Annotated in this window: 19 protein-coding genes; 5 read left to right on the top strand and 14 right to left on the bottom strand. The window is 59.8% G+C overall.

Translation table 11 applies throughout. The features are described 5' to 3' along the window. The first annotated feature begins 36 nt into the window (after positions 1 to 36). Positions 37 to 1,032, top strand: coding sequence for an SIS domain-containing protein (locus tag FHX15_RS16565; protein ID WP_184398915.1), 996 nt, complete (start codon positions 37 to 39; stop codon positions 1,030 to 1,032). Here the strand turns inward: FHX15_RS16565 and FHX15_RS16560 are convergent, their stop codons facing one another. The 11 genes from FHX15_RS16560 to FHX15_RS16510 all read right to left on the bottom strand — a co-directional run bounded on the left by FHX15_RS16560 (position 1,033) and on the right by FHX15_RS16510 (position 12,583). Next, positions 1,033 to 1,488 carry an NfeD family protein gene (locus FHX15_RS16560; protein ID WP_184398913.1) on the bottom strand — a complete coding sequence of 152 codons (456 nt, stop codon included), beginning with the start codon at positions 1,486 to 1,488 and terminating at the stop codon, positions 1,033 to 1,035. 3 nt (positions 1,489 to 1,491) lie between these two features. Further along, the gene (locus FHX15_RS16555; RefSeq protein ID WP_184398911.1) at positions 1,492 to 2,508 is read right to left on the bottom strand and encodes an SPFH domain-containing protein; all 1,017 of its coding nucleotides are present in this window, start codon (positions 2,506 to 2,508) and stop codon (positions 1,492 to 1,494) included. Between the two features lie 81 nt (positions 2,509 to 2,589). Then, entirely contained in the window at positions 2,590 to 2,853 is a 264-nt protein-coding gene (locus FHX15_RS16550; protein WP_184398909.1) for a hypothetical protein, read from the bottom strand. Positions 2,854 to 3,006: 153 nt separating this feature from the next. Beyond that, positions 3,007 to 4,038, bottom strand: a complete 1,032-nt coding sequence (gene hemH, locus FHX15_RS16545; protein WP_184398907.1) for a ferrochelatase — start codon at positions 4,036 to 4,038, stop codon at positions 3,007 to 3,009. A 125-nt stretch (positions 4,039 to 4,163) separates the two neighbouring features. Next, a complete protein-coding gene (locus tag FHX15_RS16540) occupies positions 4,164 to 6,080 on the bottom strand; it encodes a bifunctional metallophosphatase/5'-nucleotidase (protein ID WP_184398905.1) in 1,917 nt (638 codons plus the stop codon). A 328-nt stretch (positions 6,081 to 6,408) separates the two neighbouring features. Next, the gene (gene omp10 / locus FHX15_RS16535) at positions 6,409 to 6,777 is read right to left on the bottom strand and encodes an outer membrane lipoprotein Omp10 (protein ID WP_184398903.1); all 369 of its coding nucleotides are present in this window, start codon (positions 6,775 to 6,777) and stop codon (positions 6,409 to 6,411) included. 172 nt (positions 6,778 to 6,949) lie between these two features. Then, the gene (locus FHX15_RS16530) at positions 6,950 to 8,395 is read right to left on the bottom strand and encodes a homospermidine synthase (protein ID WP_184398901.1); all 1,446 of its coding nucleotides are present in this window, start codon (positions 8,393 to 8,395) and stop codon (positions 6,950 to 6,952) included. Positions 8,396 to 8,624: 229 nt separating this feature from the next. Continuing rightward, entirely contained in the window at positions 8,625 to 8,909 is a 285-nt protein-coding gene (locus FHX15_RS16525) for a YciI family protein (protein WP_184398899.1), read from the bottom strand. 2 nt (positions 8,910 to 8,911) lie between these two features. Beyond that, complete coding sequence (locus FHX15_RS16520; RefSeq protein ID WP_184398897.1) at positions 8,912 to 9,541, bottom strand: aminotransferase class IV family protein; 630 nt, start codon at positions 9,539 to 9,541, stop codon at positions 8,912 to 8,914. Then, positions 9,538 to 10,698, bottom strand: coding sequence for an aminodeoxychorismate synthase component I (locus tag FHX15_RS16515; RefSeq protein ID WP_184398895.1), 1,161 nt, complete (start codon positions 10,696 to 10,698; stop codon positions 9,538 to 9,540). Before FHX15_RS16515 ends, FHX15_RS16520 begins: the two co-directional genes overlap by 4 nt. 31 nt (positions 10,699 to 10,729) lie before the next feature. Further along, positions 10,730 to 12,583, bottom strand: coding sequence for a M3 family oligoendopeptidase (locus FHX15_RS16510; RefSeq protein WP_184398893.1), 1,854 nt, complete (start codon positions 12,581 to 12,583; stop codon positions 10,730 to 10,732). Positions 12,584 to 12,792: 209 nt separating this feature from the next. Between FHX15_RS16510 and FHX15_RS16505 the strand changes: the two genes are divergently transcribed. Both FHX15_RS16505 and FHX15_RS16500 read left to right on the top strand, forming a co-directional pair. Next, complete coding sequence (locus tag FHX15_RS16505) at positions 12,793 to 14,337, top strand: sigma-54 dependent transcriptional regulator (protein ID WP_184398891.1); 1,545 nt, start codon at positions 12,793 to 12,795, stop codon at positions 14,335 to 14,337. Between the two features lie 179 nt (positions 14,338 to 14,516). Further along, positions 14,517 to 16,382 carry a DUF882 domain-containing protein gene (locus FHX15_RS16500; RefSeq protein WP_184398889.1) on the top strand — a complete coding sequence of 622 codons (1,866 nt, stop codon included), beginning with the start codon at positions 14,517 to 14,519 and terminating at the stop codon, positions 16,380 to 16,382. A 152-nt stretch (positions 16,383 to 16,534) separates the two neighbouring features. On the opposite strand, the gene FHX15_RS16495 is transcribed toward FHX15_RS16500, so the two are convergent. From FHX15_RS16495 to FHX15_RS16485, 3 genes are all read right to left on the bottom strand, one after another. Continuing rightward, positions 16,535 to 16,798, bottom strand: a complete 264-nt coding sequence (locus FHX15_RS16495) for a DUF2312 domain-containing protein (RefSeq protein WP_007822869.1) — start codon at positions 16,796 to 16,798, stop codon at positions 16,535 to 16,537. Between the two features lie 90 nt (positions 16,799 to 16,888). Beyond that, positions 16,889 to 17,194 (bottom strand): DUF1244 domain-containing protein, encoded by a 306-nt coding sequence (locus FHX15_RS16490; protein ID WP_184398887.1) that lies wholly within the window; start codon positions 17,192 to 17,194, stop codon positions 16,889 to 16,891. A gap of 17 nt (positions 17,195 to 17,211) precedes the next feature. Further along, positions 17,212 to 18,000, bottom strand: a complete 789-nt coding sequence (locus FHX15_RS16485; RefSeq protein WP_184399270.1) for an N-formylglutamate amidohydrolase — start codon at positions 17,998 to 18,000, stop codon at positions 17,212 to 17,214. A 214-nt stretch (positions 18,001 to 18,214) separates the two neighbouring features. Between FHX15_RS16485 and FHX15_RS16480 the strand changes: the two genes are divergently transcribed. Together FHX15_RS16480 and pyk are read left to right on the top strand one after the other, a co-directional pair. After that, on the top strand, positions 18,215 to 18,688 hold the full coding sequence (locus FHX15_RS16480) for a DUF1036 domain-containing protein (RefSeq protein ID WP_409527019.1): 474 nt from the start codon (positions 18,215 to 18,217) through the stop codon (positions 18,686 to 18,688). Next, positions 18,688 to 20,127, top strand: coding sequence for a pyruvate kinase (gene pyk / locus FHX15_RS16475; RefSeq protein ID WP_184398885.1), 1,440 nt, complete (start codon positions 18,688 to 18,690; stop codon positions 20,125 to 20,127). The genes FHX15_RS16480 and pyk overlap by 1 nt, the downstream gene beginning before the upstream one ends. Positions 20,128 to 20,157 lie beyond the last annotated feature (30 nt).

Here is a 20,157-nt window from a genome sequence, read left to right as displayed (position 1 = left end):
GTGGACAGGTAAAGTGAAAAGGTCTAACGCATTGCCATGATCAGGAGAGCGGTAAAACTCGTCGAAAACAGCGTCCTGGAGTCTGGCAAGCGTACCGTCAGCATCGAAAGACGTGCCCTTGAGGCCTTGGAACGTGCTTTCGATGACGGGCTAGCCGGGCCTTTTACACGTGCGGTCGAGATGATTGGCGAGAATACCGGCCGCGTGATCGTGACCGGTGTCGGCAAAAGCGGCCATATCGGTACGAAGATCGCCGCCACTTTCGCTTCAACGGGCACGCCCGCTTTTTTTGTGCATGCGGCGGAAGCCAACCATGGCGACCTCGGCATGATTGCTGGGGACGATGTCGTGCTTGCGATCTCCAAGGGCGGCGAAAGCGCGGAACTGAAGAGCATCATTTCCTACACGCGGCGTTTTTCCATTCCGCTGATCGCCATGACCTGCAGCCCCCAATCCTCACTGGCAACGGCTGCGGATATTGCGCTGCTGATCCCTAATGAGGAAGAGGCCTGTCCGAACGGGCTGGCGCCAACCACGTCGACGATGATGCAGCTTGCGCTCGGCGATGCACTGGCAATCTCGCTTCTGGATGCGCGCGGCTTCACGGCGACAGATTTCCGTATTTTTCATCCCGGCGGCAAGCTGGGGGCGAGCTTGATGCATGTTGCCGATATCATGCATACCGGTGACCGTCTGCCGCTGGTCGCAAAGGGCACGTCCGTGCCGGACGCGATTAAAGTCCTGTCGCACAAGCATTTCGGCTGCGTCGGCGTGCTGGATGGAGAGGGTCGGCTTTGCGGCATCATCACGGACGGCGACATGTCACGCAACCTCAGCCGCAACCTCGCGGAGCTGACGGTTGACGACATCATGACGCGCTCGCCGAAGACGGTCAGGCCCACGGTACTGGCGACCGCGGCATTGGCGTTGCTTGAGCAATATAAGATCGGCGCGCTTATCGTCGTCGATGACGAGCAGCGGCCAATCGGGCTCATCCATTTCCATGATCTCTTGCGGATCGGCGTTGCCTGATCAGGTTGGCTCGACTATCAAGTCTCGGCCGTTACTCGAAATCACTTTGACCTGCGTTCCGGCCGGTAGATCGGGCCCCAACACTCGCCACGTCGTATCGTCGAGGCGAATGCGGCCGCGGCCTTCGCGGATCGGTTCGTGCAGAGTGGCTGTGCGGCCGACGAGGCTCGCGCCACGCTGGTTGAGGAAGGGCTCATCCGTCTTGTCGCTGCGCAGCGTCAGCCGCCGGCCGATGAATGTGGCGAGGACTGCAAAGACGGCGAAGAGGATTGCCTGAAGCTGCCAGGCCCAGAAGGTTGCATCCCAGAAAAGCAGCGAGAGCGCGCCAACCGCAAGCGCTGCAAGGCCGATCCAGACAAGGAAGAAGCCCGGCGCGATCAACTCGGCGGCAAGCAGCACGAGGCCTGCCACCCACCAACTCCACGGACCAAGTTCGCCGACGATCTTCGCCAGCATAGTTCATCGCTCCGGGTTAGGATTGAACGGGTTCGGCGCAGGCGGGGCCGGTGGCGTCGAGCGCACCGGACCGGAGCGCGGACGCGGCGGCGGATTGCTGTCCTCGCCGAAGACTTCGCGGGCAATCGCTCCTATGCCGCCGAGCGAGCCGAGAATCGACGAGGCCTCCATCGGCATCAGCACGACCTTGGCATTGTTCGCCTGGCCGATCGATGCCAGCGCTTCCGTGTATTTCTGCGCCACGAAATAGTTGATCGCCTGCACGTCGCCGACGGCGATGGCTTCGGAGACCATGCGTGTTGCCTTGGCTTCCGCCTCGGCCAGGCGCTCACGGGCCTCGGCGTTGCGGAAGGCGGCTTCACGCTGGCCCTCGGCCTGAAGGATGGCGGACTGCTTGGCGCCTTCGGCTCTCAGAATCTGTGCATTGCGCGCACCTTCGGCCTCCAGCACCTGGGCACGCTTCTCGCGCTCTGCCTTCATCTGGCGGGCCATCGCGTCGACGAGGTCGCGCGGCGGCTGGATATCCTTGATCTCGACGCGGGTGACCTTGATACCCCAGGGCTGCACGGCTTCATCGACGACGCGCAGCAGCCGGTCGTTGATCGCATCGCGATTGGAGAGCAACTCATCGAGATCCATGGAGCCCATGACGGTACGAATATTGGTCATGGTGAGGTTCAGGATGGCATTTTCCAAGTTGGAAACCTGATAGGCGGCCTCAGCGGCGTTCAGCACCTGGTAGAAGGATACGGCATCGGCCGAGACCGAGGCATTGTCCTTGGTAATTACTTCCTGAGTCGGCACGTTCAGCACCTGCTCCATCACATTCATCCTGGCGCCGACGCGCTCGATGAAAGGGGTAATCAGGTTCAGGCCGGGTTCCAGCGTGCGCGTATAGCGGCCGAAGCGCTCGATCGTGTAGCGATAACCCTGCGGAACCGTCTTGATGGCCGCAAAGAGCACCAGGATGACGAAGATCACCAAGGCGATTACAACGATATCGAAGCCGCTCAGTAGCATGTATTCCTCCCAAGCCCACGTATCTGACGTGGTGAGTTAGCATGTTCTTTGCAAGGAAGGAATGACAGCTCGCCTGTCAAATCAGGGTGATAGGCCGGCGTCGTCCAGGTCGCTCTTTGTAATATAGCCGCCCATCAGGCAATTTGTGAGGAACGGCTGATCGTCTGGGCTCAGATTGCTGGTTTTGACATCGCGGAGGCGGAGCTGACATGCGACCTGACCGACGATGCCTTCGGGAGGGGCGTTGGCATGGACCCGCAGATAGCGCTCCCACGCGAGATAACCGCCACCGGCGATGACGAGCAAGCAGGCGAGGACAATCAATTTTCTGAAACCCGAAATCATAAAGTACGTCCAGATCAATAAAGCAACAGGCCGCCAAGCGGGCCGCAGCGACGCTTCTGGCTCGATTGCGATCGCCTATCGGCCATTCTTCAGATCTGGCGCGCGGGACGTTTTTATCTATTGCAGGGCGCAGAAAATCTGGCGCCGCGTCAATTATGCCCAGCCCAGCAGCTCACGGCGCACGACTTTTTCCAGCACCTGCATGCCGTCCTCGCTGTCATTCAGGCAGGGAATATGCGCGAACTGTTCGCCGCCATTGTGCTTGAAGGAATGGGCGGCCTGTTCGGCAATCTCTTCCAGTGTCTCCAGACAGTCGGAAACGAAGCCGGGGTTCATGACGGCTATGCGCTTGACGCCATCCTGCGCCAGCTTCTCGACGGTCTTGTCGGTATAGGGCTGCAGCCATTCCTCCGGTCCGAAGCGGGACTGGAAGGTGACCATGAAATTTTCCTTTGTCAGTCCGAGGCGCTCGCGCAGCAGGCGGCCGGTCTTCTGGCACTGACAGTAATAGGGATCGCCCTGCTGGAAATAGGAGAGCGGAATGCCGTGGAAGGAGGCAACCAGTATTTCCGGCTTCCAGTCGAGCGCGGCAAGATGCCGTTCGACGGATTTGGCGAGCGCTTCGATATAGGCCTCGTCGTCGTGATAATCCGGCACAGTGCGCAGCGCCGGCTGCCAGCGCATGGTGAGCAGCTTCTGGAAGGCCTTGTCGTTGACGGTCGCGGTCGTGGCGGCCGCATATTGCGGATAGAGCGGGAAGAGCAGGATGCGGTCGCAGCCTTCATCTTTCAGCGCTTGGAGGCGAGAGGGGATCGACGGGGTGCCGTAGCGCATCGCCCAATCGACTTTGACGTTGGTCAGGTCCCTCAGGCGTTCTGCCATGAAGTCCGACTGGTTGCGGGTATAGGTACGCAGCCAGCTCTCGTTCAGGTCCTTGTTCCAGATCGTTTCATAGGCCTTGCCGACCTTTTGCGGGCGTGTGTTGAGGACGATGCCGAAGAGGATCGGATACCATTTCCAAGGCGACCATTCGATGACACGCTTGTCGGTCAGGAACTCGCGCAGATATCGACGCATGGACGTATAATCAGTGCCGTCAGGCGTGCCGAGATTGACCAGCAGGACGCCGATCTTGCCGAATTTGACGGCAGGATGGTCCGCCGGGCGGAGTGAAGTATCTGTCATTCTGGCCCCAACGCGCTTTCATGTCTCACCGGCTATACGCAGCCGATCGATAACGGTTCACCCTATAGGGAGAAAAGCCGGCCCGGGAAACCCCGGACCAGCGCTCATGATCGGGACATATCGTCTTACTTGGCAGGAACCTGGATTTCCTCGCCGATCTTCAGATGGCGCGGGTTCGGGCTGCCATTTGCTTCGGACAATTTGCGCCACGCGGCACCGTCGCCGTAGAAGGTCTTGGCGAGATCCCAGAAGGTATCGCCGGCGACGATGACATGGCTCGAAGGCGGTGCCGGCGTGGAGGCTGCCGGGGCCGGTGCGGGTTCCGTTGCCGGGGCAGGAGCGGCGGGCGCCGGTGCCGGTTCTGCCGGTGCCGCAGGTGTCGGAGCAGGTGTCGCCTGAGTCGAAGGGGGCGCTGCAGGGGCGGGAGCGGGTGCAGCCTGCGCTATCTCAGCGATGCGGCCATCCGTGTAGGGCTTATAGGGGGAATGCGCGGCGATATATGCGGCTGTCACATCGGCCAGATCCGGGCCGTAGTCATAGGCATTCTTGCCATCTTTGAAAGCAACATAGCCGTCGCCGCCGGCACGCATGAAGTTGTTGGTGGCGACACTATAGATTTTAGCAATGTCGATCGGCACGAAGTTGTCGCCATCCTTGACCTGCACTTCACTGACGCGGCTGCCGACCGGCTTCGACTGGTCGAAGGAGAACTTTAGGCCGGCGACCTGCGGGAAGCGACCGGCGCCCTGGTCGATCTGGCTGACGCCGTTTTCCAGCGCCTTGACGATATCGGCGCCGGTCAACTGGAACGTTGCAAGCGTATTCTGGAAGGGCAGCACGGTGATGACTTCGCCTTGGGTGACGTCCCCGCTGTCGATGGAGGCGCGCAGGCCGCCACCGTTCTGAATGGCGATGGTCACGCCCTGGTTCTTGGTGCGGTCGAGCATGGCGTCGGCGACCAGATTGCCCATGGAGCATTCCTTGACACGGCAGACTTTGCGATCGCCCTCGATGGGCCCTTCGGAGGAGCCGATCACCTTCTTGCGCAGTTCTTCGATCGGCTTTGCCAGTTCGACAATGCGCGCGGCGACAGCCTGATCCGGCGCAAAGGAGGAATCGATCAGAATGGGATCGCCCTTGGCTTCCTTGACGATGCCGTTGTCATCGAAATTGACGACGAGATCGCCGAGATATTTGCTGTAGGAAGCCGCCTGCACTACCGGCACCTTGTAGCCGCCGGGATTGTCGACCATTGTCGGGTAGGGACCTTCGGCCTTGGGATCGGTGTTCGAAAGCAGGCTGTGCGAGTGGCCACCGACGACGACGTCGACATCGGGGATCTTGGCGATCAAGGCAAGGTCGCGCGGGTAGCCGACATGGGTCAGCGCAATGATCTTATTGACGCCTTCGCCCCTCAGCTTCTGGACTTCTGCGGTAATGCTCTGCACGTCATCGGCGATCGTCACGTTCGGGCCGGGCGAGGAAAGCTCAGGGGTATCGTTGGTGACGGCACCGACGATACCGATCTTCTGACCGGCGACATCGAGCACGAGAGACGGCTTGACGCGGTCGCCGAGCTTGGAAGCAGCGCTTGCCTTGACGTTTGCGGTGACGACGGGGAATTGCACCTTGTCGAGGAAGGTAGCGAGCCCATCCTCGCTGTCATCGAACTCATGATTGCCGACGGTCATGGCGTCGAACTTCATGAGGTTCAGCATCTCGGCTTCGGCTGCGCCCTTGTAGGTCGTATAGAACAACGAGCCCTGGAAGTTGTCGCCGGCATTGAGCAGCAGCGTGTTTTTGCCGGTCAAAGCCTGGCGGCGCTGGTCGATGGCAGTCTTCAGGCGGGCAGCCCCACCGAAGCACTCGTTCTTGCCCTCTTCCTCGGCGGAGCACGTGGAATCGAACTTGTTGATCGATTCGATGCGCGAGTGGAAATCGTTGATATGAAGAATATTGAGTTCGTAATCTGCAAATGCGGCGCTTGTGCTCAACGTCAACATAGACGCGGTCAAAAGACCGAAGCTTAAAGACTTCGTCATCCCTGTTCTCCTGATTCGGCTCGAAGATCCCCCTGATCCTCGCTGCCCCTTTCATAGTCCGCCGAGACGGTTTCCCGGCGCGCGGATGTTCCATCACACGATCCCCGGCCGCAAGAAAAAAGCTGGGCCAGGAGAGCCGCTTTCCAAGAGGAGTCGGGCAAAAAAGGACGGCCCGCTATCCGCCGCATTCGCTGTTGGCGGCGTTTGGTAAAGTTCGCGCGTGCTTCCGCAATATTCGGGAATGTCGCAAGCGTACGATCGAGCAAAGAAGGGAAACAGTAACCGGCGAAAGCCCAGCCAGTGCTTAGCCTTCGCAGGTTTACTCTTTTCAGCTGCGGCGGGTCAGGACGAATTGTGCGCCGGCATCCGAAGTGCAGTTGAGCTGGCTCGTCGTAACAAGAGCGCAATTGACTTTCGACTGTTTGTTACGAACCAGCGAAGTCATGTTGATTTCCACCAGCGTCGGTGAGGTATTGGTATAGGTACCGGAGGCCAGAAGCTGGTTGCTGTCGGTCGTGCGCGTCGTAAAGGTGCCGCCCTGGAAGGTAGAGACGATGCCGTTCGGATCGGCCCAGGTTCCCTCGACACCGGCAGGAGCGGGTGCCGATGCAATGGGGAGAGGGCGCGGGCCGGATGAAACACAGGCGGCAAGGGCTGCCGATGCAACCGCAAGAACGAGACCAATTCTGACTTTCATAAGGCTTCTCCCGGCAAATCTGGAGGGAAATTGTTGGCTAAATTCGCGCAAAACATGGCGCGGGCCTTTCCTGATGGCAAGACTTCGCCGCAGACTGGCAGGCATTTAGACAGCAGGCGTTACAAAAATGCCCGCCTGACAGCGGGCATCTTCGGATGCATTGCGGCAGGGTTCAGCGAACGAGGATGTTCTTGAACTGCCACGGGTCTTTGGTGTCGATGTCTTCCGGGAAGAGACCCGGGCGACCGTCGAGCGGGGTCCAGTCCGTGTAGTGGCCTTCGACCGGGCCGAGATACTGCAGCTGCACTTCGAGGCACCGCTTGTAATCCATTTCGTCGGCTTCGACGATGCCGGCCTTCGGGTTTTCAAGAGCCCAGACCATGCCGGCGAGTACGGCAGAAGTCACCTGCAGGCCGGTTGCATTCTGGTAGGGGGCGATGCGGCGGGTTTCTTCCAGCGACAGGCGTGAACCGTACCAGTAGGCGTTCTTGTCGTGGCCGTAGAGCAATACGCCGAGTTCATCGACGCCATCGACCAGTTCGTTCTCGTCGAGAACGTGCAGGACCGGCTGCGGCCTGCCGCCGTTGCCGAACATCTCATGCAGGGAGAGAACGGCGTCATTGGCCGGATGGTAGGCATAATGGCAGGTCGGGCGGTAGGTGACGTCGCCGTCCTTGTCCCTGACCGTGAAGAAGTCGGCAATCGAGATCGACTCGTTATGCGTGACGAGGAAGCCGTATTGCGGCCCGGGCGTCGGGCACCAGGTGCGTACACGGGTGTTGGCGCCAGGCTGCTCCAGGAAGATTGCAGCCTTGGAACCCTTCTTGTGCTTCTTGGCGTTCTTTGGCATCCAGTTTTCATGCGTGCCCCAGCCGAGTTCGGCTGGCTGCAGGCCTTCGGAGATGAAGCCTTCGACGGACCAGGTGTTCCAGAAGACGTTGAGCGGCTTCGGATGGATTGTGCGCTGGGTATCTCGCTCGGCTATATGGATGCCCTTGACGCCGACCTTCTTCATCAGCTTTGCCCATTCCTCGCGGTCGTCCTGGCCCGGTTCGTCGAACTTCAGACCGATGTCCTTGGCGAGATTGAGCAGCGCCTGCTTGACGAACCAGGACACCATGCCCGGATTTGCGCCGCAGGTGGAAACGGCAGTGGTGCCGCCGGGGTTCTTGGCCTTTTCCTTGCGAACTGTTTCGCGCAGGGCATAGTTGGTGCGATCTTCGTTCTTCATGTCCTTGTCGAAATAGAAGCCGAGCCAGGGCTCGACGACGGTATCGATATAGAGCACGTCAAGCTTGCGGCAGAGCTTGATGATGTCGAGCGACGACGTGTCGACCGAGAGGTTGACGCAGAAACCCTGGCCTTCGCCTTCGGTCAGCAGCGGCTTCAGCAGCTCTTTGTAATTGTCCTTCGTCACATATGCCTGAATATGTTTGACGCCGTGCTTTTCCAGGATGTGGGCGTCGTCCGTGCGCGGGTCGATGACGACCATCCGGCTCTTGTCGAATTTGAAATGGCGCTCGATCAGGGGCAGCGTGCCGCGGCCGATGGAGCCAAAGCCGATCATGACGATCGGACCGGTAATTTCGCCATATACCGGATAGTTCTGTTCCGTCATTCTTTTCTCCTGTTGGAAGGGAACGAAGGCCTCTAGCCTAAAGAATTCATGTGAAATGCTGCGAAGATCTCGAAGTGACCGGCTCTAACCACAAAATGGCGTCACAATAAAGAGCGTTCGTCGCAAAGCTCAAATATCAAGTCCGCAAAGCGCGCGCAGTTTTTGCGCGAGTTCGTCCCGTTGGAAGCTCCTGTCCGGGCCTGACGAGCAAGGAGAAGCGGTTGGCGACTTAACGCTTCAGAGCCTCCAGCCCTTCTGTCACCGTTGTCAGCGCGACTTCGGTGATCTCATATTCAGCGATGCCATGGATGGTGAAGGGGTCGGCGGCGACATAGGCTTCGATCTCCGCGCGCTCGCCAACGGCGAGAACGACCCCACCGGTGCGTGGTACCTTCCGGCCGGAAGCAAGGAACCAGCCCTTCGCATATCCTTCCTTCACCCAGGCCATATGCGGCTCCATGTGCTTGTCGGCCTCTTCGTTGGGCTTCACATAGGTCAAGGCGAGGATCAGCATGGTCAGTCCTTTTGTAGCGTAGCGCGGATCAGGCCGCGCAGCGAATTTCCAGCGTAAAGTTTACCCCTGTTCAGATCATCGAGCGTGATGCGACCGACGCGGGCCTTTCGCTGGCAGATGAGCTCGGTGCGCAGCACGCCGGCGAGCAGGCCGCAGGAGATCGGCGGAGTCCTGAGAATGCCGGAGCCGTCATCGAGGAAGACAGACGTGATGGTTCCCTCGCAGACGTCCTGCCGCTCGTTGAGCAGGATGACTTCATCCGCCTGCTGCGGCGTGAACTCGGCGCGCGCCGTTTCATAGACAGCCCGGCGCGTGGTCTTGATACGCAGCAGCTTGTCGGTGGAATCGAGACGCGTACCGGCGATACGGAGTTTCCAGACTGTGTCTTGCGGCAGCGCCGTGAAGGGTGCAGTGGTAACGTCGATCCAGCCCTGGCCGTCGAAGGTCAACCTGATACGGCACGGTCCCTTTTCATCCCTTACCGCCTCTTCCAGCTTCGCGACCACATGCATCGGCTCGGGAAAACCGATGCGTCGGGCGGAGCGGGAGAGGCGGGCGAGGTGCAGACGCAGGCGAATGAAGCCTTCGTCCGGTTGCCAGCGCAGCGTTTCGATCAGCGAAAAATCTGTCATCGGGCGATCCATTGGTCTCCGACGGCGAAACGAGCCTTGAGCAGGCATTCCTCATATTCGGCTTCGTCAGTGGAGTCGAAGACGATGCCACCGCCGACGTTGAAGACGGCCCTACCGCCATCGAAGAGCGTTATAGTGCGGATGGCGACGGAAAAGCGCATGGCGCCATTGGGCGAGATCATACCGATTGCGCCGCAATAGGCATCGCGCGGGCCTTCTTCGAGGTCATGGAGGATTTCCATGGCGCGCATCTTCGGTGCGCCGGTGATCGAGCCGCATGGAAAGAGGGCTGCGAAGATGTCGCGGATTGAAAGATCGGGTAGGAGCTTCGCCTGAACGTGGCTGACCATCTGGTGGACGGTCGGATAGGTCTCGACTTCGAAGAGCTTTGGAACATCGAGAGTGCCGACTTCGGTTATGCGTGAAATATCGTTGCGCAGCAGATCGACGATCATGCGGTTTTCCGCTTGCGTCTTGATGTCCGCCTTCATCGCTTCGATGATCTCTGCGTCTTCGGCCGGCGTGGCGCCACGCTTGGCCGTACCCTTCATCGGATGGGTCTCGATCCAGCCATCTTCGTCGGTGCGGAAGAACAGTTCCGGCGAGCGGGAAAGAATGACGGGGCCGCCGAGATCGACAAATGCCCCATATTTCACAGGCTGGCGGTCGATCAGTGACCAGAAGGCGGCAAGTGGGTCGCCGCTCCAGTGCGCTTCGATCGGCATCGTCAGGTTGGCCTGATAGATGTCCCCGAGGCGAAGATGCCGGTGCAGGCGTTCGAAACGCTCTTTATATATAGGGAAATCCCAGCCAGCCTTCGGAGCAGTCAGGAATTCTTCGTTTTTCAGGCGTTGCCGCGATCTCGCCAGCGGATGCTCGTCCGGCTGCGGCGCATCGAAGACGCCGAACAGCAACAGCGGCGTGTCGCGGTTCTCTTCCGCAAAGGGGGCAAGTTTCCTTTCGAAAAGATGGCCGGCCTCATAGGCCATGTAGCCGGCAAGCCACTTGCCGGCCTTTCGCGCCTCCTCTATCCGCTCGAGCGCCGGCAGGAATTCTGCGCGCGTCTGGGCAACGATCATGGTTTCAGGATCGGCGAAGAGCATGACTTCGCCGGTCGTATCGTCCCGGAACAGAATGAATGGGTCGGACGCTGCCATTGGCTTTCCGCGAAAGCGCGGGTTTCGGGGTTTACGCCTTGTCCAGTGCCTCGAGTTCGTCGATGAGGCCCTCGATCATCGACAGACCCTTGCCCCAGAAGGACGGATCGGTCGCATCAAGGCCGAACGGCTTCAGCAGTTCGGAATGATGCTTGGTGCCGCCGGCCTTCAGCATCTCGAAATACTTCTCCTGAAAACCCTTCTCGGCCTTCTGATAGACAGCATAGAGCGAATTCACCAGGCAGTCGCCGAAAGCATAGGCATAGACATAGAAGGGCGAGTGGATGAAGTGAGGGATATAGGCCCAGTAGGTCTCATAGCCTTCGGAGATCTTGATTGCCGGGCCGAGGCTTTCCGACTGAACGGAGAGCCAGAGCTCGCCGATGTCGTCAGCTGTCAACTCGCCAGCCTTGCGGGCGGTATGAACCTTGCGTTCGAATTCATAAAAGGCGATCTGGCGCACGACCGTGTTGATCATGTCCTCGACCTTCTGGGCAAGCATGGCCTTGCGCTCGCGCTTGTCCGTCGTCCGGTTGAGCAGTGCGCGGAAGGTGAGCATCTCGCCGAAGACGGAGGCCGTCTCGGCAAGCGTCAGCGGCGTCTGGCACATGAGCGCACCCTGTGCGCCGGCGAGAACCTGATGCACGCCGTGCCCGAGTTCATGGGCAAGGGTCATGACGTCACGCGGCTTGCCCATGTAATTGACCAGAACGTAGGGATGGGCCGACGGGACCGTCGGATGGGCAAAGGCGCCGGGTGCCTTGCCGGGACGCACAGGGGCGTCGATCCACTGTTCGTCGAAGAAGCGCCTGGCGATTGCAGCCATTTCCGGCGCGAAATTGCCATAGGCGGACAGCACCGTTTCCTTGGCTTCAGGCCAGGAAATGATGGCGCTCGAGCTTTCCGGGAGCGGCGCATTGCGATCCCAGTAGTTCATCTGCTCCATGCCTAGCCACTTCGCCTTCATCTTGTAATAGCGATGCGAAAGGCGCGGATAGGCTTGCTTCACGGCTGCTGCGAGCGCATCGACCACCTCGCGCTCGACGCGGTTTGCCAGATGGCGGCTGTCGGCGATATCTTCGAAGCCGCGCCAGCGATCGGCGATCTCCTTGTCCTTGGCAAGCGTGTTGGTGATCAGCGTAAAGGTGCGGATATTGGCCTTGAAGGTTTCGGCGAGCGCCATTGCGGCTTTGCGGCGCACGTCCGGATCCTTTTCCTGCAGCATGTTCAGAGCAACTTCGAGCGGCAGCTTCTCGCCGTCGATCTCGAAGCGCAACTCCGCCATCGTCTCGTCGAACAAACGGTTGAAGGCAGCGGCTGATGTCATCGACTTTTCGAGGAAGAGCTGCTCCAGCTTGTCTTCCAGCTGATAGGGCTTGTCCTTGCGCAGATCGACGAGCCAAGGGCGATAATGGCCGGCGAGCGGATCGTTGGCCATGCAGGTGTCGACGACCGCATCGTCGATCCGGTTCAGCTCAAGCGCGAAGAACAGCAGGCGGCCGGAATAGTCAGTCAGTTTCGCCTGGACGTCGCCATAGAGCTTGCCGTTTGCCGGATTGGAGGTATCGGAGAAATAGGTAAGGCCGGCAAAGGAGCCGAGGCGGCCCATGATATCGTCGAGCGCCTCATATTCCTTCAGCGCCTGGCCGATGCCTTCCTCGCCTTTTCTGGTGGCGGCTTCAGCAAGCTTGCCCTTCCATTTGTTTTCGAAATCCGATGCGGCCTTGCCGGCCTTTTCCATGTCGGAAACGAACGCAGTGGAGGTGGCCGAGGGGTAGAGATCCTGCAGCCGCCAGGAGGGAAGCTCGCCCAGAGCCGGGTCAGCCGCCGCTGCGGGAACCGTTGCCGAAAGGTGAAGATCGGCGTGCGAAAACGAATACTTCATAGGGCGGTTCCTCTTCCTCTTTTATAACAGGTCTGCTTGTCTAAGCGCCGGAAGGTCCGGCATCAAGGGGTTTTTCGGCGCCTGAAAGGCCTTGTAACGGCACGAAAACGGCACGTCACAATCGTTAAAATGCAATTGTTTCTCAAAACTGGATGTTCAAGCCTTTCTGTCAGAGTGCGCCTTAAGGTTTCGCATGAAGTGAGGCGACAATGACCGGTTACAATGAGCTCAAAGGAGCAGGGCAGATTCTCGTGGTCGAGGACGACCCCGTGCAGCGCCGTCTGCTCAAGAACGCGATCGAGCGAAACGGCCATGTGGTGCATCAGGCCGAGAACGGCCGCATCGGGCTGGAGATGGTGAAGCGCGATCCTAGCCTTTTCAACGTCATCGTGCTCGATTTGATGATGCCGGAGATGACCGGCCTCGAATTTCTCGAAGCACTGCATGATTTCGGCACGCAGATACCCGTCATCGTCCAGACGGGGCAGGGCGGTATCGAAACCGTTGTGCAGGCCATGCGCGCCGGCGCCTTCGATTTCGTCGTCAAGCCGGTGTCCCCCGAACGCATCAACACCTCCATTTCAAACGCGATGAAGCTTGACCAGCGCGAGGTGAAGGCCCGTGCAGGCCGTCGTTCGCGCTCCGGCTCCGTCGGTTTCGACGACATCGTTTCGGCAAGTCCGGCGATGATCCGCGTCATCGACCTGGCGCAGCGCGCCTCGCAGTCCAACATTCCGGTCGTGCTCGAAGGTGAATCGGGCGTCGGCAAGGAACTGGTGGCACGTGCCATCCAGTCGGGCGGCGATCGAGCCAACAAGCCGTTCGTCACGGTCAATTGTGGCGCCATTCCGCATAATCTTGTCGAAAGCATTCTCTTCGGCCATGAGAAGGGCGCGTTCACCGGCGCGACCGAAAAGCATATCGGCAAGTTCATGGAAGCCGATGGCGGCACCATCTTCCTCGACGAGATCGGCGATCTGCCGCTCGAAGTACAGGTCAAGCTGCTGCGCGCCGTCCAGCAAGGCGAGATCGAGACCGTCGGCGCGCGCACGGCCCATAAGGTTAACGTCCGTCTGATCTCAGCGACCAACAAGGATCTGATCGAAGAGGTCAAGAACGGCCACTTCCGCGAAGACCTTTATTATCGCCTGAACGTTTTCCCCATCACCATTCCGGCACTGCGCAAGCGCAAAGAAGACATTCCGCATCTGGTGCGCGTCTTTGCCGACCGCTTCTCCAGCGAGCAGAAGAACGGCCGGCGCATGACGGTCAATGCCGGTGCGCTGGCATTGCTGACCGCCTACGATTGGCCGGGCAATATCCGCCAGCTCGAAAACGCGATCTTCCGCGCCGTCGTGCTTGCCGAAGGTCCCGAGCTGACCGAAGCGGATTTCCCCCAGATCGCCGCCCAGCTTCCGAACTACGAGGTCGTGGATCACCTGGCGCTCGTCGCCGATAATTCTCACCTCGATCCGGATGCCGAATTCCCCGAGGATTACCAGGCGGCATCCGTCGCCGAGACGATACGCCGCGGTCCGGATGCTTCCGACAACGCTATCCCGAGTGTCAATCAGGCGGGCGATGTCCGACGCCTTGCCGATGTCGAGGAAGAACTGATTCGTTTCGCCTTGAAGTTTTATCGCGGGCAAATGAGTCAAGTGGCGCGAAAGCTAGGTATTGGCCGATCCACACTTTATCGGAAGCTCAAGGATTACGGTATCGATCCCGATAATCCTCAGAAAGATGCGGCATAGGAGCATTTTGATTAAGAATCAGGCAACCACGTTTCGTTACCCGTCATAAACCACTTGTTAGCTGCTCGTTCACTATGTAAAGAAAAGGTTGATCATGTGTGGCATTTTTGCCATCGTGCGACCGCAATTGACAACCATTTGAGACAGCACGGGACATTGACTGTCTGACGGGGATCGAGTTGCCGAATCTGAATGGGAATACCAAGCCTTCGCGCTTGAGCTGGCGCTTGCTGTGCGCCAAGATTGGCGGAAAGGCAATTAGGACGGCAACGGCCGCCCTGCTTGCACTCGCGGTTTCCTCACCGGTATTCGTAAGCACGCCGTCTCAGGCCGCAGGCGAGACCCGCAGCCTGAAGCTCTATTTCATCCATACCGGCGAAAAGGCAGTCATTACCTACAAGCGAAACGGCAAGTTCGACCCCAAGGGTCTTGAGCAGCTCAACCGCTTCCTGCGCGACTGGCGCAAGAATCAGCCGACGAAGATGGACCCGCGTCTCTTCGACCTCATCTGGGAAGTCTATCGTCAGTCCGGTTCCAGGGATTATATCAACGTCGTCTGCGGTTTCCGTTCGCCTGCGACCAACGAGATGCTGCGCGGCCGTTCGCGCAATTCCGGGGTCGCCGAAAAGAGCCAGCACATGCTTGGCAAGGCGATGGACTTCTTCATTCCCGACGTGAAGCTCGCCACGCTGCGCGGTATCGGCATGAAGATGCAAGTCGGCGGCGTCGGTTTCTATCCGAACTCCGGTTCGCCTTTTGTCCATATGGATGTCGGCGGCGTTCGCGCCTGGCCGCGCATGAGCCGCGACGAGTTGGTCAGGCTCTTCCCTGATGGCAACACCATTCATATTCCTGCCGATGGCAAGCCGCTGCCGGGTTACCAGCAAGCAATGGCCGATTACAAGCGCCGCATGGCGAATGGCAGCCAGATCATGATGGCGAGTGCTTCCGAGTCTGCTTCCGAACCTCACAAGCAGAAGACGCTCTTTGCCTATCTCTTTGGCGGTGGCGCCGACGAGGAAGAGGATAATTCGGAGGATAGCACACCGGTGGCTGTCGCCAAGGCGACACCGCCGAAGGCTGAAGCTGCTCCGGCCGAACCGCAGCAGCAGACCGAAGTTGCAAGCGTGAATGCGCCGGTGCCCCAGGTTCGCCCGGCCTTCAGCAACCAGCTTGCCGGCAACGAGGTTGCCAATGCGCTGGTGCCGCCATCTGCTGGTAACGCTGCCCAGCAGGCGCTTGCCGCCATCCCGGCCGGCGAGCCTCAGCAGCCGGAGCATTTCGCCGATCTTAGTGGTTACAGCATTCCGGTTCCATCACTTCTCGGTCAGCGTCGCGCTCCGGGTGATGCCGAACTCGCCTCTGTCGATCCGAATTTGATGTCGACGAGCGTTCCGACCCCGGTCGAACGTCCGGCCGTTGCCGAGAACCTGCTCGCTGCACAGGATGCCGATCCCGAGGCGGCAGAGGACGAGGCCGATCAGAGCACGCTTTCGCCCGCCATGGCGGCGGCACTTGCGAAGCAGCAGGACGAAGGTAGCGCCCAGGTCGCTGTGAACGCACCGTCGGAGCCCCGGACTGTGGAGCAGGCAATCAACGCCGTCGCGCCGAAGAACCCGCCGGCACTGGATAAGCCGCCGCTGCAGCTTGCGGCCCTCGCACCGATGACGAAATCCGCGAGCTTTGCTGCGCCTGTCGCGGCGCCGAAGCCTGCCGCCGTGGAGAGCCCGGTCGCCCAGGGCCTGCCCGCCAAGGGTGGCCGTCCGACGAAGCAGGAAGCGGTGGCCGCCGATGAAAGCCGTCAGACCATGCGGACGGAGCCGAAGCTGACGCAGAAGATGATCTCGCAGTGGGCTCTGACCAATGCCCGCCTCGAAATGGCGTCCAAGAAGGTGCAGGCACCGCGCTTCGTCAGCCAGGAGCTACGCGCCCAGCCGACTTCGGTCTATGCCGAAGGCTTCCAGAAGACCGCTTCGATTGATCCCGGTCGCTTCAGCGGCACGGCCGTCAACTTCATGGAAGTGCGCAAGTTCAACACGCGCTGATCCGCTGGATCTTGAAATAAACCAAAGCCGCCGGAGACGATCCGGCGGCTTTTGTTTTTGGCCAGCGGCAGGGTGAAAATGCGCTGGCGTTTGACGGCGTCAAAGAAAAGCCGCCCTGAAGGCGGCTCTCTGAAATTACGGCTGGATATTTCTCAGCCTTCCGGCGGAGACTCGATCATGCCGAGGGCATGCAGGTAGGTATCGAGGATCGCATCCTCTTCCATGCGCTCCTGCTCATCCTTTTTGCGCAGCGCAACGACCTTTTTGAGGATTTTGGTGTCGAAGCCCATGCCCTTGGCTTCGCCATAGACGTCCTTGATGTCGTCGGCGATGGTCTTCTTTTCTTCTTCCAGGCGTTCAATGCGCTCTACAAAAGCGCGAAGCTGATCGCGAGCGACGCCATGTGCATCAGACATCGTGTTCTCCTGATTTCGGGGATATGCATCGGGTTGCCAGTGACTGCCGCGAAGTGTCGTCAGCGTCAAGGCGATTTGAGGTCGTGGCGGCTATTTGTGCGGGTTGTTCACTTCAAAAGCTGCCTTTTGCACAGGCGATGCTTCCGTCTGGTGGAGGTTCTTCCAGTCTTCATAGGGCATGCCGTAGACGATCTCGTGCGATTCGTCCTTGCTGATGGCAACGCCTTCGGCCGCCGCAGCCTCGCGATACCAGTTGGACAGGCAGTTGCGGCAGAAGCCGGCGAGATTCATCAGGTCGATATTCTGTACGTCGGTGCGTTCGCGAAGATGTGCGATGAGGCGACGGAAGGCCGCGGCCTCGAATTCGGTCTGTTGCTCCTTGCTGAGCGTCGTCATGGGCGGAGTCCTTTCACTCAATAGGGGCCGGTGCGCGACGCGTGCACGCTGTATGCATGAAGGCCTGGATCAGCGTTCATCTCCGCAAAGATTGGGGCAAGGCGCTCGGCCCATTCCTCGATGCCGGATTCATCGCCGATGAGGTCCTGACGCACTTCCAGGAGCGCGTGCGGGATGCCCGTGATCATGCAATGACGATACATGGTGTCGCCCTTCAGGGCGCCGTCATAGGGCTCGTTGTCTCCGACAATGAGATCGGGATCGGCCCGCAGTTTTTCAAGCAATGGGCCGACAGCGCGATGATCGCTATCCCAGAGCACTGCTGCATGCCAAGGGCGGGGAACACCCTTCCAGGCAGGCGTGAAGGAGTGGAGGGACAGTACCAGAGGCGCTTTGCCGGTCGCGTTCGCCACCCTGTCGATCGTCTCCGACACGGCGTTGTGATAGGGCCTGTGGAAAGTCTCGATCCTGTCGTTCCATTCCTCCTCCGATATCGGATGGTTGCCGGGGACGATCGCGCCGTCGGAGATTTTCATGATCAGGGTCGGGTCGTCTTCTCCCCTGTTGGGGTCGATCAGCAGGCGCGAAAAACCGCCGAGCACGCCCGGCACGCCCAGCTGGGCGCACAGCTTGCGGGCAAGGCCCTCGATGCCGATGTCATAGGCTATGTGCCTGGAAAAGGCGCTTTCCGGCAGGCCGAGCCGGCCATATCGCTCAGGCAATCGGTTCATGGCGTGATCGCCGAGGATCACCATGCCTTTGTCATGTTGGCCGGATATGATTTCGAAGGATTGGAAGTCGTCCATCAGGAAATTGCCAATTGTCATTTCGTGTCTTCGCCCAGTGATTGCATGCACCTTCGGCCGGTTCAAGCGCGATGGGCAGGCCAGCGCGACAAGATGCCCCCGATGGGCGGTTATGAAAGGAAATATAATCGATTAGCATTGCGTTGACTTTCGCTTGACGGCGGCGCAAGAAGACACGGACAACGAATAACCGTGGAGCTATTTGGGAGCCGTGTTGATCCAAGCCGCGCCAAGTTTCCTCACGCGGTCCGGACCGCTGGTCCGTCTCGCATTGTTCGCTCTTGCAGCCGTTTCGCCGTTCTTCATCGCCGACGCCGCGCGCGCGGATTTCCGCGTATGCAATGGCACGCAAAATCTGGTTGGCGTTGCGATCGGATATCGCGCGAAGGAAGGCTGGGTCACGGAGGGCTGGTGGCAGGTGCCGGCAACGACCTGCGCTACGCTGATCGAGGGAGAGTTACAATCACGTTATTATTACCTCTACGCAGAAGACGCCGCCCGGGGAGGCCGATGGACGGGTGACGTGCAGATGTGCGTAGCGGAAAACGAATTCAAGATCGCGGGCGTGCAGGACTGCTATGCCCGGGGTTATCAAAAAATGGGATTCAAGGAATATGATACGGGCCGCCAGGGAAGCTGGATGGTTCAACTCTCCGACACCCCAGGGACCCAAGAAAGCCAGAACTGATGAAGCGTAACCGCAAAGTTAAAATCCTCGCCACCCTCGGCCCGGCCTCCTCCGAGGAATCGATGATCGAGAAGCTGCACCAGGCAGGTGCGGATATTTTCCGTATCAACATGAGCCATGCCAGCCACGACGTGATGCGCACGCTGGTGCAGCGTATCCGCGCTGTCGAGGCCCGCTCCGGTCGGCCGATCGGCATTCTGGCCGACCTCCAGGGCCCGAAGCTGCGCGTCGGCAAGTTCGCCAATGTCAAGGTGGAGTTGAAGCCGGGACAGACCTTTACGCTCGACAACAACGACACCCCCGGCGACAACACGCGCGTTTACCTGCCGCATCCTGAAATTCTCGAAGCCGTTCAGCCAGGCCACCGCCTGTTGATCGATGACGGCAAGCTGGCTCTGCGCGCTGAAAAGTGCGACGGCAAGAGCATTGTCACGACTGTCATCGCCGGCACCAGCATCTCCGACCGCAAGGGCGTCAGCCTGCCTGACACGCTGCTTGGCGTCGGCGCGCTGACCGATAAGGATCGTTCCGACCTCGATGCGGTTCTGGCGACCGACGATGTCGACTGGGTGGCCCTCTCCTTCGTTCAGCGCCCCGACGACCTCGCCGAGGTCCGCAAGATTGCGCGCGGCCGCGTCGGCCTGATGTCGAAGATCGAAAAGCCGCAGGCTCTTGAGCGTATCGAAGAAATTATCGAGCTTTCCGACGCGCTGATGGTTGCCCGCGGCGACCTCGGTGTTGAAATGCCGCTCGAAGCCGTTCCGGGCATCCAGAAGCAGCTTATCCGGTCCTGCCGCCGGTCGGGCAAGCCTGTCATCGTCGCCACGCAGATGCTGGAATCGATGATCTCATCGCCGGTTCCGACCCGCGCGGAAGTCTCCGACGTTTCGATCGCCGTCTTCGAAGGCGCTGACGCGATCATGCTGTCGGCGGAATCGGCTTCCGGCGCCTATCCGGTTGAAGCCGTCTCGATGATGGCCTCGATCGCGAGCACGGTGGAGAAGGATCCGCACTATCCGGGGATCATCTACGCGCAGCGCGCCCAACCGGAAGCAACCGGTGCAGACGCCATCTCGCTCGCCGCCCGTCAGATCGCCGAGACGCTGAAACTGTCGGCTATCGTCTGTTACACCTCGTCCGGCACGACGGGCCTCCGGGCCTCGCGCGAGCGTCCGCAGGTGCCGATCATCGCTCTGTCGCCGATCATCAAGACCGCTCGTCGCCTCTCGGTCGTCTGGGGCATGCACTGCGTTGTCACCCATGATGCGACCGACCTCGACGACATGGTCAACCGCGCTTGCCGTATCGTCGCCGCAGAAGGCTTCGGCAAACCGGGTGACCGTATCATTATCTCGGCTGGCGTACCGCTCGGCACACCGGGCGCGACCAACATGCTGCGCATCGCCTATATCGGTTCGGATGGCCAAAGCGGCGTCTGATCGCTTCCGGTTTGAAAATGCAAAGCGCTC

Origin of the sequence: Rhizobium sp. BK650, from assembly GCF_014195325.1 — a bacterium.
Taxonomy (GTDB): Bacteria; Pseudomonadota; Alphaproteobacteria; order Rhizobiales; family Rhizobiaceae; genus Rhizobium.
Note: the sequence above shows the minus strand (reverse complement) of the source record. Positions and strands in the feature narration are given on the sequence as shown.